This window comes from Sulfitobacter mediterraneus, from assembly GCF_016801775.1.
In the GTDB taxonomy this organism is placed as follows: Bacteria; Pseudomonadota; Alphaproteobacteria; order Rhodobacterales; family Rhodobacteraceae; genus Sulfitobacter; species Sulfitobacter mediterraneus_A.
Genome location: NZ_CP069004.1, coordinates 1748900 through 1763606 on the forward strand (window position 1 = coordinate 1748900; position 14707 = coordinate 1763606).

Consider the following 14707-nt stretch of genomic DNA (forward strand, 5'->3'; position numbering starts at 1 on the left):
GGCGTTCGCGCCCCTTTCTTCACGACCAGATAGAACAAAAAATGCAGCAATATCTGCACTCAGGGGGACATTCTTCATGGCCGACAATTCACAAAACAGAGCGCTAAGCGAAGAGGAGCTGCAGGATCTTGTTGCCTCCTCCGACGCGGGTGCACGCGATCCTGCGGGGGGTGTCGGCACAATGCTGGCCATCGTCGCTGTGGTTTGGTCCTTGTTTCAGGTCTTGCTGGCCTCGCCGCTGGCCAATTACGTCCTGCCCGGCGATGTGATCAACAACTCGCGGCAGGTGCATTTGGCTTTTGCGGTCTTTCTGGCCTTCATGGCCTACCCCGCATTTAAATCCAGCCCCCGCCATTACATCCCCATTGCCGATTGGATCATGGCGCTGGCCGGCGCGTTCATCGCGCTTTACGGTTTTGTCTTTTACCAAAAGATCGTCGATGCAGGCGGTTTGGCTGACGACGTGGACAAATGGTTCGCGTTGGCCGGTCTGCTGCTGCTGTTTGAAGGTGCGCGCCGCGCCCTCGGACCCGCCATGGCAATTATTGCAGTGATCTTTCTGGGCTATGTGTTCTTTGGTTCATCCGAGATTGTGCCAGATGTCATCCGCTGGAAAGGCGCCTCGCTGAAAAAAGCGATGAGCCATATGTGGATCACCTCCGAAGGTGTCTTTGGTATCGCCCTTGGGGTATCGACCAAGTTCGTATTCCTCTTTGTTCTCTTTGGGGCCCTGCTCGATAAAGCGGGTGCCGGGAACTACTTTATCAAGATGGCCTTTGGCGCCCTTGGGCACCTCAAAGGCGGCCCTGCCAAAGCGGCGGTTGTCGGCTCTGCCGCGACCGGCCTGATCTCTGGCTCATCCATCGCCAATGTTGTGACCACCGGCACATTCACCATTCCCCTGATGAAACGTGTGGGCTTCTCGTCTGAAAAGGCGGGCGCGGTTGAGGTTGCGTCTTCAGTGAACGGTCAGATCATGCCACCCGTTATGGGCGCCGCGGCGTTCCTGATGGTGGAATATGTCGGCATTTCCTATGTCGAAGTGATCACCCATGCCTTCTTGCCGGCGACGATTTCCTACATCGCGCTGGTCTATATCGTGCATCTCGAAGCGGTAAAGAACAACATGCCGACGCTGGGCAACCGCGTTGTGTCCATGGGCCGTACCATCGGCGGCATGGCGCTGTTCTTTGCCGGATTTGCGGGCCTGTGTTACGGCGTGCAATATCCCGTCGCTTGGGTTGTGGCGGCAGTGCCGGACAATTCCGGCCTGATCCTGTCGATCCTGATCTTTGTGGCCTACGCTGTTTTGCTCAAACTGGCGGCCAGCGTGCCGGATCTGGAACCGGACGATCCCAACGCCGAAGAGGTTGAACTGCCTGTTGTCGGCGAGATCTACAAATCGGGTCTCTATTACCTCCTGCCGATCATCGTTCTGGTGTATTTCCTGATGATCGAACAGAAATCTCCGGGTCTGTCGGCCTTCTGGGCCACCATGCTCTTGTTTGTGATCCTGCTGACCCAACGCCCGCTGAAGACGATCTTCCGTGGGGAAAGCGAGATGGCCAATGCCTTCAAAGATGGTGTTGTCGATCTGGTGCAGGGTCTGATTGACGGCGCACGCAATATGATCGGCATCGGTCTGGCCACGGCCACGGCGGGTGTGATCGTGGGCACAGTGACGCTGACCGGTGTGGGTCAGGTCATGGCGGATCTGGTCGAGTTCCTGTCGGGCGGCAATCTGATCTTGATGCTGGTGATGGTGGGGCTGTTGTCCCTCGTCCTTGGCATGGGTCTGCCAACCACCGCCAACTACATCGTTGTGTCCTCGCTGATGGCGGGCGTTGTGGTTGAACTGGGCGCGCAATCGGGTCTGATTGTGCCACTGATCGCGGTGCACCTGTTTGTCTTCTACTTTGGCATCATGGCGGATGTGACCCCGCCTGTGGGCCTTGCCAGTTTTGCCGCCGCGGCGGTGTCTGGCGGGGATGCGATCAAAACCGGGTTTGTGGCGTTCTTCTATTCGCTGCGCACCGTGGCCCTGCCGTTCGTGTTCATCTTCAACACCGACCTGTTGTTGATTGATGTGACCTGGATGCAAGGGATACTGGTCTTTGTCACCGCCTCCATCGCGATCCTAGTGTTCACTGCGGGCACGATGGGCTGGTTCCTGACCAAGAGCCGCATCTATGAAAGCGTCGCTTTGGTGCTGATCGCCTTTGTGCTGTTCAGGCCGGACTTTGTGATGAACCGATTGCAGCCTCCGTTTGCGGTGGTTGAACCGGCGGCCTTTACCACGGCACTGGGCGAGGCCAAGGCAGGCGATGAAATGCGCCTGATCGTATCCGGCCCAGACTTTGACACCGGCGAGACCAAGGAAACCACTTTGGTCATGCCGATCACTGGCGACGGCTCCGCAGATGACCGGCTTGCCGAATTCGGGATGCTGCTGGTCGAAGACGGTGACGCGGTCAATCTGGATGAGCCTGCCTTCGGCTCGCCCTTCTCGGACAGCCTCAGCAGCTTTGATTTCTATGGCGACAACCCGGTGCAGATCGCATCGGTCAAAGCGCCGGCAGATCAAATGCCCAAAGAGGTGATCTTTATCCCCGCCCTCATCCTGCTCGCGTTTGTGGCCTTCCTCCAACGCGCCCGGATGTCCAAGACAGGAGAGCCAGCATGAGCAATTCCGTATTATGTGCCGTTGATGTCAGTCACGGCGACGAAGACCTCAAGACCATTCAGATGGCGGCACGCCTTGCCGCCCTGGATGGGGCGCAACTGGATGTGGTTGCCGTCATCCCCGACTATGGGATGACGTCGGTTGCAGGGTTCTTTGACAAGGATCATCACGAAAAGATGGTGGCCGATGCCAAGGTTCTGCTGGACGAGGTGGTGACCAAGGCACTGGATGATGCCCGGAACGCCAACGTGCGCCATATCGTGGCCACGGGTCGCGCCTATGAAGAGATCCTGAAACTGGCCAATACCACCAAACCGGCGCTGATCGTTGTCGGGGCGCATAAGCCAGACCTGTCAGATTATCTCATCGGGCCCAACGCCTCGCGCATTGTCCGGCACGCCAAATGTTCGGTCTATGTGGTGCGCGACACCTGAGCCAAAGAACGATGCTGCCCCGGCTGACAAGGTCGGGGCGGCCCCTAACCGCCTGCCTGTGCCTCAACCAGCAGCTTCATGTCATCCCACAAAGTGTTGAGCGTTGGCTTGCGGTTGTCCTTGTCGCGATAAAGCCGCACTTCAAGCTTCTCGATATAGGCGTCAGAGCCAACGATTTGTATCTGCCCGCCCTCCAACTCTTCTTTGCACAGTTCGCGGGGCAACCAGCCAAGGCCAAACCCCTCCATGATCATCGCCTTGACAGAGATCGCAAGCGCATTGCGGTTGACCACCAGTATTTTGGGTCCGTCAATGTTCTGGCGCAGGGTGTTATCGACCACGGACCTCAACGCCGACGCTGTGCCATAAGACAAGAGCGAAACCGGTTTGTTGCCGCCTTTGCGCAGCTGATGCATCGGGCCATCTGCGCCCACGCGCGACACTGGCAGGAAGTCATCGCGCGATAGGGTCAGATATTCACATTTGCCCATCTCAAGCGGTGCCAGGAAATCCATCGACGGATGCCAATACGTCAGGATCACATCGCAGTAGCGTTGCTGAAGTGCAGAGACGAATTGATCCGCCGCCCAACTGGTTGAGTTCAGATCAATGTCCAGCCCCCCCTTTTCCACCAGCGGTGCAATATGGGTTTTGTAGTGCGTCATATAAAGCGATTGCGACGTGGCAAAGCGGATCACGTTTTCGCCCGCTGCATCAATGATCTGGCAGCGCTCCAAAGTCTCTTGATAGGTGCGCAACATGATCCGGGCCTGCGGCAGAAACACCTCGCCCGCGGGTGTCAGGGACAGGGGCAAGGTCTGGCGGTTGATCAGCTTGACCCCCACTTCCTCTTCCAACGCGCGTATCCGGCGTGAAAAGGCAGGCTGGCTCACATTGCGATCTTCCGCCGCCCGCGAGAAGTTCTTCTGCGCGACCAAAGCCTCGAAATCTCTGAGCCAGGCAATGTCCAACTGAGCAATCCGTTCTACAACGTCGGATGTTTAATCAACCATCCGGCCTTCTTCAACCGCGTGGCACGCCACCATGGATCCGTCCGGCTGCAGCGCAGGGCGCGGCTGGTCCGTCCGGCATCGGTCATTGGCATAGGCACAGCGGCTTTGGAACGGGCAACCTTGCGGCAGGTTGATCGGCGTCGGGATCTCGCCCTTGAGGCGGATATGGTTGGGTCGGTCATCCTTGAGCTGTGGCACAGCCGACAACAGCGCCCGCGTATAGGGGTGCTTGGGGTTTTCAAACAGCGTCGCCGTATCCGCCAATTCGCAGACCGATCCCAGATAAAGCACCGCAACACGGGTGCCGAAATGCTGCACCACACTGAGGTCATGGGTGATGAACAGATAGGTCAGACCGCGCTGGTCCTTGGCCTCAAGCATCAGGTTCAGCACCTGCGCCTGAATGGACACATCCAATGCCGAAATCGGCTCATCCGCGATGATAAATTCAGGATCAACCGTCAGGGCGCGGGCAATGGCGATACGCTGCCGCTGGCCGCCCGAGAATTCGTGCGGATAGCGCGCCGACCAACTGGGATCGACCCCGACAGAGCGCATGACCTCGGCCACCTTGTCGCGTACCTCGCCGCGGCCGAAACCGGGGTTGTGATAGCGCACGGGCTCTTCCAGCGCTTGCTGGATGTTCATCCGCGAGTTCAGTGACGCATAAGGGTTTTGAAAGATCATCTGCATCTTCTTGCGCAGTGGGATCATCGCCCGGCGCGACCGGTTGTCGATGCGTTCTCCGTCGTAATGGATCTCGCCTGCGTTGGGCTTGAGCAGACCCGCGATCAGACGTGCCACCGTGGATTTGCCACAGCCGCTTTCGCCCACCACACAAAGTGCCTCGCCGCGGTCCACCTTGAGCGAGACATTGTTGACCGCATGCACGGACCGCTTTTCGCGGATCACCTTGCCTTTGCGCAGTTTGATCGTCTCAAGAAAGCCCTGATCCAGATCAAAGCGTTTCTCGACCTGCTTCAGCTCCAGCAGGGATCCATCGCTCATGGCGTCTTTCATGCGCTTTGCTCCTCTGAATTTTCCTGATGCAGGCGGTTCACCTCATGGCAGGCCACCTCGACATGGGCGTATTGCACGGGTTCAGGCCGTGTCGTGCGGCAGTGATCGCGCACATATTCGCAGCGCGGGCTGAAGGGGCACCCGGCCGGAATCGCGGTGAGCGATGGCATATTGCCCGGAATCTGCTTGAGCCGCATGCCCGGTTTCGTTTGCTGCGGCAAGGCGTTGATCAAGCCTTGGGTATAGGGATGCTGCGGATCATTGATGATCTCGCGCGTGCGGCCCGCCTCGATGATCTTGCCCGCATACATCACCAATGTCCGTTCGGTCATCTGGCTGACCACGCCCAGATCGTGGGTGATCAGGATCAAACCCACCTTGTTGGATTGGCACAGCTCCAGCAACAGCTCCATGATGTCAGCCTGAATGGTTACATCCAGCGCGGTGGTCGGCTCATCCGCAATGATCAGTTCCGGATCAAGCAGCAGCGCCATGGCGATGATGATCCGCTGGCGCATCCCGCCGGACAGCTCGTGCGGGTATTGTGCCAGCCGTTCTTCAGGCGACGGGATATAGACTTCACGCAGTTTGACCACGGCGATCTGTTCCGCCTCCGCCTTGCTCAGCTTGCGATGCGCCATCAGGGTCTCGACCATCTGCTGGCCAATTGTCAGAACCGGATTGAGCGTCACCATCGGATCCTGAAAGATCATCGCCATACGGTTGCCACGAATGCCACGCATCTGGGATTCGGACATCTTCACAATGTCGTCCCCCTCAAACAGGATCTTGCCGTGGTCGATAAATCCCGGACGGCTGAGCAGGTTCATCAACGAAAAGCCGGTGATGGATTTGCCCGCCCCGGATTCCCCGACAATGCCCAAACGCTCGCCCTTGGCCAGATCAAAGCTGATGTTGTCGAGCGCGGTCACCGTGTTCTCACGCATGGCGAATTTGACGGTCAGGTCACGTACAGAAAGCAAAGACATGGCGCTTAACCCTTATACAGTTTCGGGTTCAGGACATCGCGCATCCAGTCGCCCAGAAGGTTGATCACCAGCACCAGCACCACCAGCACCACACCGGGGATTGCCGTGATCCACCAACTGCCGGAGAAGATGTAGTCAAAGCCGGACGAGATCAGCGAGCCCAGTGATGGTTGGCTTGGCGGCATACCCAGTCCAAGAAAGCTGAGAGAAGCCTCGGAGATGATCGCATTGGCCACCTGCACCGTGGAAATCACAAAGATCGGAGACAACGAGTTGGGCAGGATGTGCCGCACCATGATCCGCAAGGGGCCAAAGCCGAGGACGCGGGCGCTGTCGACATATTCTTTCTTTTTCTCGGCCAGCACAGTGGCCCGCACCGTGCGTGCGTATTGCGGCCATTCGGCCACGCCGATCACGGCAATGAGGAAGTACACCGCATATTGGTTAAAGGTCTCGGAGCCAAACATCGCCTGCGTCACCGCAAGGAAAATGATCGCCACCATCAACGTGGAGAACGACAGCTGAATATCGGCCATCCGCATCAGCAAGCTGTCCAGACGCCCGCCGACATAACCTGCAATCAGGCCGATTGAGATGCCAAGAAACGCCTGCAACGCCACCGCACAAAGACCGATCAACAACGACAGCCGCGTGCCATAGAGAATGGTTGACCACAGATCTCGGCCCTGATCATCGGTGCCAAACATGAATTGCGGATCTGCCCCATCCACCCAGACCGGCGGATATTCACTGTTCATGATATCGATCTGCGCTGGATCATATGGGTCAAACGGCGCAATCAGCGGGGCCAAGAGCGACATCAACGTGATGAAAACAAAGATTGCCAGTGAAACGACGGCCACGGGATTGCGGCGAAAGCTGTAGCCCATGTTGGAGTTCCACATACGGCTCCAGCGGGAGGCCTCGGCGGCGGTTGTGGTCATGCTCATGCCCCCATCCTCGCAAGGTTAACGGTTGGATTGACCAGTCCGTAAATCAGATCAACCACAGTGTTGGTCAGCACAAAGATGAACCCCACAACAATCAGATAGGCAACGATCAGGGGCGTATCGACACGGTTCACGGCCTCCAGGAACATGAACCCCATGCCGGGCCACTGGAACACGGTCTCGGTCAGGATCGTATAGGCGACCATCGTGCCGATCTGCACACCGCCCACCGTGATCACCGGCAACAATGTGTTTTTGAGCGCATGTACAAAGTAGATGCGGAACGGCCGGATGCCCTTGGCCTTGGCGTACTTCACATATTCACTTTGCAAGACTTCCATCATTTCGGCCCGGATCAGGCGCACAAACAGCGGCAGCATGATCGAGGCCAGTGCCAGCGATGGCAGCAGGATATGCGCCCAGCCATCCAGGGTCGCAAAGTTGGTGTCCCAATAGCCAAAGACATTCACAACATCCCCCCGCCCATAAGAGGGCAGCCAGCCAAATTCGACGGAAAAGACAAATATCATCAGGATCGCGGTCAGGAACACCGGAATGGAAATCCCGACAATCGAGATGCCCATAATCAGACGGCTCAGGATCGTGTTGGGTTTGATCGCCGTATACACGCCCAAGGGAACGGAGAAGCCGACAATGATCAAGGTCGCGCCCAGCACCAGCTCAAGCGTGGCGGGCAGCTTTTTCAAAATCACATCCAGCGCCGGTTCCTTGAAGAAGTAGCTGGTGCCCAGATCGCCCTGCAACGCATTGCCCAGGAACCGGGTGTATTGCTTGAAAAAACTGTCGTTCAGGCCCAGCTCATCACGCAGGTCCTGACGCACTTCCTCAGACACTGATTGCCCGACAAGTTCGCGCAGCGGATCCCCCAGATTGTCTTGAATGGCAAAACCAACCAGCGAGATGACAAGCATCACTGCGATGGCCTGGAACACGCGTTTCACGAGATAGGCGAGCATATTTTCTAACCTGTTATGTCGTTTGTTGATGCGCGGCCACCATAGCACCGCCCACGAAAAAACAACCTGTCATCAAGAATCCGGGGCGGCATAGGCCCGCCCCGGACAGGTGTCACGTTGACCGCGATTTATTTATCTACAACGAGATCGCCGAAGTATGGGAAGTTCAGCGCATTCACGATGGCTTCTGCATGGACACCTTTGCGGGCGCCCCATGCGAGGTTCTGCCAATGCAGCGGGATGAACGCCGCTTCTTCGTACAGGATACCTTCCAGCTTTTGCAGCATTGCGCCGCGCTTGCCTGCGTCGGTTTCGCTGTTGGATGCATTCATCAGCGCATCCGCTTCGGCGTTACAGTAGTTGCCGGAGTTATATTGGCCGTTGCCGGTTGCCTCATCAGGGCAGGCAGACAGGAACTGGTGGAAGTTCGCCGAATCTTCGGTGTCCGAATGCCAGCCGATCATCATCATGTCAGCCGCGCGTTCGTCGAATTTGGGCCAGTATTGGGCCTTTGGCATGGTCTGCAGGTCAACTTTGATGTTGATCTTGGACAGCATCGATGCCACCGCCTGTGCGATCTTGTCGTCGTTCACATAGCGGTTGTTTGGGGCCATCATCGTCACTTCGAAACCATCCGCATAGCCAGCTTCGGCCATCAGCGCCTTGGCTTTTTCCACATCGAAACGTGGTGTCAGTGCCGGGTCGTGACCCAGATAGCCTGCCGGGCTTGCCTGTGCGCCCACGGTGCCAAAGCCGCGCATGATGCGGTCAACGATACCGGCGTTGTTCACGGCATAATCGATCGCCTTGCGCACACGGGCGTCTTTGAACGCTTCGACACGGTTCTGGTTCATCTGGAAGGTGATGATACGTGTGCCGGGCATGGTGATCAGGTTGGTGCCGTCGTTCTCTTCAACACGCTTGAGGTCAGTTGGTGGCACCGGCGCGATAAAGTCCACATCACCGGACAGCAGGGCCGCCACACGTGTCGGGTCTTCTTTGATCGGCGTCAGAACGATCTTGTCCACGTTGCCTTTGCTTGCAGTGTCCCAGTAGCCGCCGAAACGGTCAAAGACCACTTTCACACCCTGTTCACGCTCGGTCACCGTGAAGGGGCCGGTGCCGGAAACGTTGCGCGACGCAAAGCTGTCGCCGTGCTTGACCAGTTCAGCTTTGTCTTTTCCGTCATCTGTTGTGCCGGTGTAGAATTTGCTGTCCATCGGGAAGATGTAGGTCGCCGTGTGCAGCACCAGCGGATAAGGCTCGGAAGTGATCAGATCAAATGTGTCTTCGTCAATCACTTTCACATCGGTGAACAGGCTGAAGATCCCCTTGAAGTCAGGGCTTTCTTTCAAACGGTCGAATGTCCACTCAACGTCAGCCGCGGTCAGTTCGTTGCCGGAGTGGAACTTGACGCCGTCCCGCAGGTGAAAGCGGGTTGTGGTTGCGTCGATCTGTTCCCAGCTTTGGGCCAGACGCGCTTCAAATTGCAGGTCCTGTGTCCAGCGCACCAGCGGGTCAAAGACCATATGCGACAGTTGCAGCGTGCCACCGGACAGTTGCTCATGCGGATCAAGCGAAACGGGATCGGCGTCATAGGCCACTTTCACAGTGACCTCCGCCTGCGCAACAGTGCTGAGGGCGGCGGTCATCACGCCAGCCGCAGCAATGCGGATAAGTTTATTCATGGTGTTTCCTCCTTGTCGGATGCCAAGCATTGGCCTCCTGTATCGGTGGCAAATTGTTAAGACATACAGGCGGGAAGTTGCCAATGCCAATTTCAAATCGCTCATGCAAATCGGTAATGGCTCTTGTTTTATCTTTACATTTCTGCGCCTTACATCGAGCCTTAAACAGAATACTGAGAAATTAACCGCGCCTTAATCGTAGCCGCGGCAGTTCTCTAATACTCAGTTCAGGGATCCCGGACCGCCCGCCACACATGATCGGCGCAAAACAGATCCTGCGCAGCAATGCCCAACGAGCGATAAACCGTGATCTCATCCGCGGCTCTGCGCCCCGCGGCCAGTCCCCGATAGACATCGCCAATTTCGGCGCAGATATCCGCCTCCGTCATCATACCCGCATCAATCGCCGTAATGATATCGCGCGCCTGTGCAAGGGCGGAGGGTTTGTAATCGACAAACAATCTGCCCTGCGCCACCAGGGCGCTGTCGATCTCTTGCAGACTTGGAATGGAGGCGCCCACAGCGTTGACATGGGTGCCGGGCTCAATCCATTCCGCCTGCAAGATCACCTCGGCTGACGAGGTCACGGTACAAACAATATCTGCACCGCGCACCGCCGTAGGCACATCTGGTGATGCGGCAAATGTGATGGCGGGATAATGTTGTGCCTGCGCCGCGACGAAAGCCTCCGCACGCTCCGGGCTGCGGCCCGCGATGCGGATGTCCCGAATGCCGCGCACCTGCGTGAGCGCCGCAATATGGCTTTCGGCCTGTTCGCCCGTTCCGACAATCGCAAGGGTCTGCGCATCCTTGCGGGCCAGAACGCGGGTCGCAGCAGCGGTTGCGGCGGCAGTTCGGATCGCGGTCAGGGCATCCGCGTCCATGCTGACCACGGGCGCGCCGGTGTCTGCATCAAAGAGGATCACCACCCCGATATGCGATGACAAGCCCCGCGCCGGATTGCCGGGGAACAAGCTGAGGATCTTGACGCCGTAGAGCACCGGATCGCGCATCGCGCCCGGCATGATGCCCAGTTTGTTAACACCGTCGATGTCCATCACACTGCGAAGCGGCAGGTTGGCCTTGCCCTCAGCCACCGCAACCATCGCGGCCTGTACCACCTCAATGGCCTCGGCCATTAGCAAATGCTTGCGGATCTCATCGGCGGTGATGTTTATCATGATATGGCTTCCTTGCGCCCACGTTAGGCTTATACCTTTCACCTTATCGACCTTGGGCGGGCCGACATAGGGCAATGTGTTGCCCGGTGCTCCGCAGGCTCGATGGCCCTCTCTCGTTCTGACTGACGCCGCGTGACAGTCACAAAAGAAACTGGACGCAAAGACAGTTGCGCTTCTACACTTTCAGGATCGGGGACTGCGCCGCCGCAATTGATCGCGACGGTGCCGCCCCATCCAGCGAGGAGCCATTGGCATGAACGCACCGACCCCGACCAACAGACTTGAGATGACGCTTGAAGATCGGCTGTCACAAGATGAGGGCTGGGTCTATATGACCGGCATGCAGGCGCTGGTCCGTTTGCCGCTCCAACAGCGCAAACGGGATGCCGCCGCAGGGTTGAACACGGGCGGATATATTTCCGGCTATCGCGGATCACCCATGGGCCGCTATGACATGGAGCTTTGGGCTGCCGAGAAAGAGCTGCTGGCCCATAACGTGGTGTTTCAAGCGGGCGTGAACGAAGATCTGGCCGCCACCGCCACATGGGGCGCACAGCAGGTTGGCCTGTTCCCCGGTGCAAAAGTCGAAGGGGTGTTCTCAATCTGGTACGGCAAGGCGCCCGGCATGGACCGGTCGCTTGACCCGCTGCGCCACGCCAATCTGGCTGGATCAAATCCCAAAGGCGGATCGATCTTGTTGGTGGGTGATGATCACGGTGCAAAATCGTCAACATTGGCCTGCTATTCCGACTATAACTTTGTCTCGCTTGGCATGCCGCTTTTGGCCCCAGCCAATGCCCAGGAGGTTCTGGATTACGGGTTGCACGGCATCGCGATGAGCCGGTTTTCCGGCGCTTTGGTCGGGTTGAAGCTGGTCACTGACGTGGTCGAAGGCGGCGGATCGGTGCAGGTTGGCCCGGACAGCCCGCACATAACAGTGCCCGCCTCTGATACACCGCCCCCCGGCATCACCCATTTCACCCCGCTTATGGAACAAGAGCGCAGGCTTTGGGATGAAAAGATCAAGCGCGCCTTGAACTATGCCCGCAGCAACGATCTGAACCAGATTAGCGGCAGCAAGAACGCGACCATCGGCATCGTGGCGGCGGGCAAGGCCTGGCAGGATCTGGCGCAGGCATTGGCCGGAATGGGATACAAGGACGGCAAGATCGGCAATGCGGAGGTACGGCTTTTGAAGGTGGGCATGGTCTGGCCACTGGATGACACGGCCGTGAAAGACTTTGCCAAGGGGCTGGATACGATCATCGTGGTTGAAGAAAAGCGCCCGCTTCTCGAAGATCAGATCCGCACACAGCTTTATGGCACCGCTCTCACCCCCCGCCTGATCGGCAAAACCTTCAGCGGTCAGGCCTATTCATTCGACGCGGGTGATCCAGCCTTTCCCAACTTTGGCGAAATTGATCCGACAATGATTGCCCGCATCATCGCACGAGGCGCGAATGAGGCCGACCCGGCCTGCGGCATCCCCCTGCCCAATCAACCGGATCAACCTCCGGCCCTTGGCAGCAGCGGCGCAATCCGCGCCCCGTCCTTTTGCGCCGGTTGCCCGCACGGGCGTTCCACCCAAGTCATCGACGGCAGCCGCGCCTTGGCCGGGATTGGTTGTCACTCCATGGCGATGCTGCGCGACCCGACGCGGACCAACTCGATGTCACATATGGGCGGCGAGGGTGTGGGATGGCTTGGTCAATTTCCCTTTACCGATGAAAAACACGTTTTCACCAATATGGGCGATGGCACCTATTTCCACTCCGGCCTGATGGCGATCCGCGCCGCAGTCGCCGCCAAGGCGCCGATCACCTACAAACTGCTGCACAACGGTTTTGTCTCGATGACCGGCGGCCAGGCCCATGATGGCGATGTCTCGCCTGAAAGCATGGTCGCGCAATTGCGGGCCGAAGGGGTCAACAGGATTGCGCTGGTTTCTGATGAGCCGGAGAAATATGCAAGCGTACCCCTGCCCAAAGGGGTCACGCTGCATCCTCGCACCGCCATGGATCAGGTTCAGCAAGAGCTGCGCGAGATCCCCGAAGTGACCGTACTGATCTTTGACCAGCCTTGCGCAACCGAACGTCGCCGCCTGCGCAAACGCGGCAAATGGGTGGACCCGGACAAACGCGCCTTTATCAACCCGGCGGTCTGCGAAGGCTGCGGCGATTGTTCGACCGTGTCGCAATGTATGGCGATTGAGCCGCTGGAAACCGAGCTGGGCCGCAAGCGGCAGATCAATCAATCCTCCTGCAACAAGGATTTCTCCTGCGTCGAAGGGTTCTGTCCCTCCTTCGTGACAGTGTCCGGCGCAACCCTGAAAAAAGCGCGGCAGCAGGCAGGCACCATTGACATCAGCCACCTGCCCGACCCGAAAATTCCGGCGATTGACGGGTCTTGGTCGGTGCTGGTGTCGGGCATCGGCGGCGCGGGCGTTGTCACGGTTGGCCAGACCCTTGCCGTGGCCGCCCATGCCGAGGGGCATTATTCGTCCAATCTCGACATCACCGGACTGGCCCAGAAATACGGCGCGGTGCACTCCCATATCAAGATCGCCGCCAGCCCCGCGGATATGCGGGCCACGCGCATTGCCGTGGACGAGGCCAACTGCCTGATTGGTTGTGATCTGGTTGTGGCAGCGGGGGATGAGGCCCTGTCGCTGTTGAAATCTGACGATGCCGTCGCCGTGACAGATACCACGGTGGTTCCCACCTCCGAGTTTTCCAAGAACCCGGATTGGACGTTGAACGGCGACGAACAGATGTCGCGCCTGACCACTGTATTGGGGGATCGCGCCCGTGGACTAGCGGCGCAGGATCTGGCGGAAAAGGTGATGGGCGACCGCGTGTTTGCCAATATGGTGCTGATGGGCGCGGCCTGGCAACAAGGCGGCGTGCCGCTGTCGCTGGCCTCAATCCGCCGTGCCATCGCTCTGAACGGCACCAAGGTGGAACAGAACTACCAAGCCTTCGATCTGGGCCGGTTGGCCTATGCCGATCCGGAGGCGGCACAGCGGTTGGCAGGTGGCGAGGCACCGGTTGATCTCAGCGCCCGCCGGGCGGAACCCGTTGATGAATTGATCGCAAAGCGCACGGATATGCTGCGCGCCTATGGCATTGCAACCAATGTCACCCGCTACACGGACCGATTGACCGCAGCACGCGAGGCCGGATGCAATGATGCCGCGCTCAGGGCGCTGGCCAAGGGATACTTCAAAATGCTGGCCGTCAAGGACGAATGGGAAGTAGCCCGCCTTTATGCCGACCCGGCCTTCCAAGAAGGCTTGCAACAGACCTTTGACGGCGATCTGAAGCTGACCTTCCATGTGGGCGCATGGCCCTTCGGCAAGATCGACAAGGCCTCAGGCAGACCGATCAAGGGCGAGGTTGGCCCATGGGTACTGACGGCCTTTGGCCTGATGTCCAGACTGCGCGGATTGCGCGGCACGCTGCTTGACCCCTTCCGCAACAGCGCAGAGGCGAAACTGGCCCGCCGGTTGCTGGCTGAATACGAAGATGACGTGGCCTTTGCGCTCGATCACTGGTCGGACAGCAAAGCCGACGACATCACCGCCCTGCTGAACCTGCCGGAGCAGATCCGCGGCTACGGGCATATCCGTGAGCGTCACGCCGATGCTGCCGCGCTGGTCCGCGCCGAGCTTCGGTCGAAGATCACGGCAAAGCCGGCACAGGCCGCCTGAACCAGAGAAATAGTACCAAAGGTGAATTGCCCATACACCCGCTAAGAGATCTGAACTAAGATC

The 14707-nt window shown here is 58.4% G+C and carries 10 protein-coding genes; 3 read left to right on the forward strand and 7 right to left on the reverse strand.

The features are described 5' to 3' along the window. The first annotated feature begins 76 nt into the window (after positions 1-76). Both JNX03_RS08515 and JNX03_RS08520 read left to right on the forward strand, forming a co-directional pair. The gene (locus JNX03_RS08515; protein WP_203211947.1) at positions 77-2683 is read left to right on the forward strand and encodes a TRAP transporter permease; all 2607 of its coding nucleotides are present in this window, start codon (positions 77-79) and stop codon (positions 2681-2683) included. After that, entirely contained in the window at positions 2680-3117 is a 438-nt protein-coding gene (locus JNX03_RS08520) for a universal stress protein (protein WP_203211948.1), read from the forward strand. Before JNX03_RS08515 ends, JNX03_RS08520 begins: the two co-directional genes overlap by 4 nt. A 44-nt stretch (positions 3118-3161) precedes the next feature. Here JNX03_RS08520 and JNX03_RS08525 read toward each other — a convergent pair whose 3' ends face one another. The 7 genes from JNX03_RS08525 to JNX03_RS08555 all read right to left on the reverse strand — a co-directional run bounded on the left by JNX03_RS08525 (position 3162) and on the right by JNX03_RS08555 (position 10935). Next, positions 3162-4088 carry a LysR family transcriptional regulator gene (locus tag JNX03_RS08525; RefSeq protein WP_203211949.1) on the reverse strand — a complete coding sequence of 309 codons (927 nt, stop codon included), beginning with the start codon at positions 4086-4088 and terminating at the stop codon, positions 3162-3164. Positions 4089-4118: 30 nt separating this feature from the next. After that, positions 4119-5150 carry an ABC transporter ATP-binding protein gene (locus JNX03_RS08530; protein ID WP_203211950.1) on the reverse strand — a complete coding sequence of 344 codons (1032 nt, stop codon included), beginning with the start codon at positions 5148-5150 and terminating at the stop codon, positions 4119-4121. Then, positions 5147-6139 carry an ABC transporter ATP-binding protein gene (locus tag JNX03_RS08535; RefSeq protein WP_203211951.1) on the reverse strand — a complete coding sequence of 331 codons (993 nt, stop codon included), beginning with the start codon at positions 6137-6139 and terminating at the stop codon, positions 5147-5149. The genes JNX03_RS08530 and JNX03_RS08535 overlap by 4 nt, the downstream gene beginning before the upstream one ends. 5 nt (positions 6140-6144) lie before the next feature. Further along, positions 6145-7089 carry an ABC transporter permease gene (locus JNX03_RS08540; protein WP_203211952.1) on the reverse strand — a complete coding sequence of 315 codons (945 nt, stop codon included), beginning with the start codon at positions 7087-7089 and terminating at the stop codon, positions 6145-6147. After that, complete coding sequence (locus tag JNX03_RS08545; protein WP_203211953.1) at positions 7086-8066, reverse strand: ABC transporter permease; 981 nt, start codon at positions 8064-8066, stop codon at positions 7086-7088. The genes JNX03_RS08540 and JNX03_RS08545 overlap by 4 nt, the downstream gene beginning before the upstream one ends. Positions 8067-8194: 128 nt before the next feature. Continuing rightward, positions 8195-9754 carry an ABC transporter substrate-binding protein gene (locus JNX03_RS08550; RefSeq protein ID WP_203211954.1) on the reverse strand — a complete coding sequence of 520 codons (1560 nt, stop codon included), beginning with the start codon at positions 9752-9754 and terminating at the stop codon, positions 8195-8197. Positions 9755-9981: 227 nt separating this feature from the next. Beyond that, positions 9982-10935 carry an ornithine cyclodeaminase family protein gene (locus JNX03_RS08555; RefSeq protein WP_203211955.1) on the reverse strand — a complete coding sequence of 318 codons (954 nt, stop codon included), beginning with the start codon at positions 10933-10935 and terminating at the stop codon, positions 9982-9984. Positions 10936-11188: 253 nt separating this feature from the next. On the opposite strand from JNX03_RS08555, the gene JNX03_RS08560 reads away from it, so the two are divergent. Continuing rightward, positions 11189-14644, forward strand: coding sequence for an indolepyruvate ferredoxin oxidoreductase family protein (locus tag JNX03_RS08560; protein ID WP_203211956.1), 3456 nt, complete (start codon positions 11189-11191; stop codon positions 14642-14644). Positions 14645-14707 lie beyond the last annotated feature (63 nt).

Bases quoted from the DNA above. Each gene is read 5' to 3' on its own strand.
- JNX03_RS08515 (WP_203211947.1), top strand. From the start codon at position 77: ATGGCCGACAATTCACAAAACAGAGCGCTAAGCGAAGAGGAGCTGCAG.
- JNX03_RS08520 (WP_203211948.1), top strand. From the start codon at position 2,680: ATGAGCAATTCCGTATTATGTGCCGTTGATGTCAGTCACGGCGACGAA.
- JNX03_RS08530 (WP_203211950.1), bottom strand. From the start codon at position 5,150: ATGAAAGACGCCATGAGCGATGGATCCCTGCTGGAGCTGAAGCAGGTC.
- JNX03_RS08535 (WP_203211951.1), bottom strand. From the start codon at position 6,139: ATGTCTTTGCTTTCTGTACGTGACCTGACCGTCAAATTCGCCATGCGT.
- JNX03_RS08540 (WP_203211952.1), bottom strand. From the start codon at position 7,089: ATGAGCATGACCACAACCGCCGCCGAGGCCTCCCGCTGGAGCCGTATG.
- JNX03_RS08545 (WP_203211953.1), bottom strand. From the start codon at position 8,066: ATGCTCGCCTATCTCGTGAAACGCGTGTTCCAGGCCATCGCAGTGATG.
- JNX03_RS08550 (WP_203211954.1), bottom strand. From the start codon at position 9,754: ATGAATAAACTTATCCGCATTGCTGCGGCTGGCGTGATGACCGCCGCC.
- JNX03_RS08555 (WP_203211955.1), bottom strand. From the start codon at position 10,935: ATGATAAACATCACCGCCGATGAGATCCGCAAGCATTTGCTAATGGCC.
- JNX03_RS08560 (WP_203211956.1), top strand. From the start codon at position 11,189: ATGAACGCACCGACCCCGACCAACAGACTTGAGATGACGCTTGAAGAT.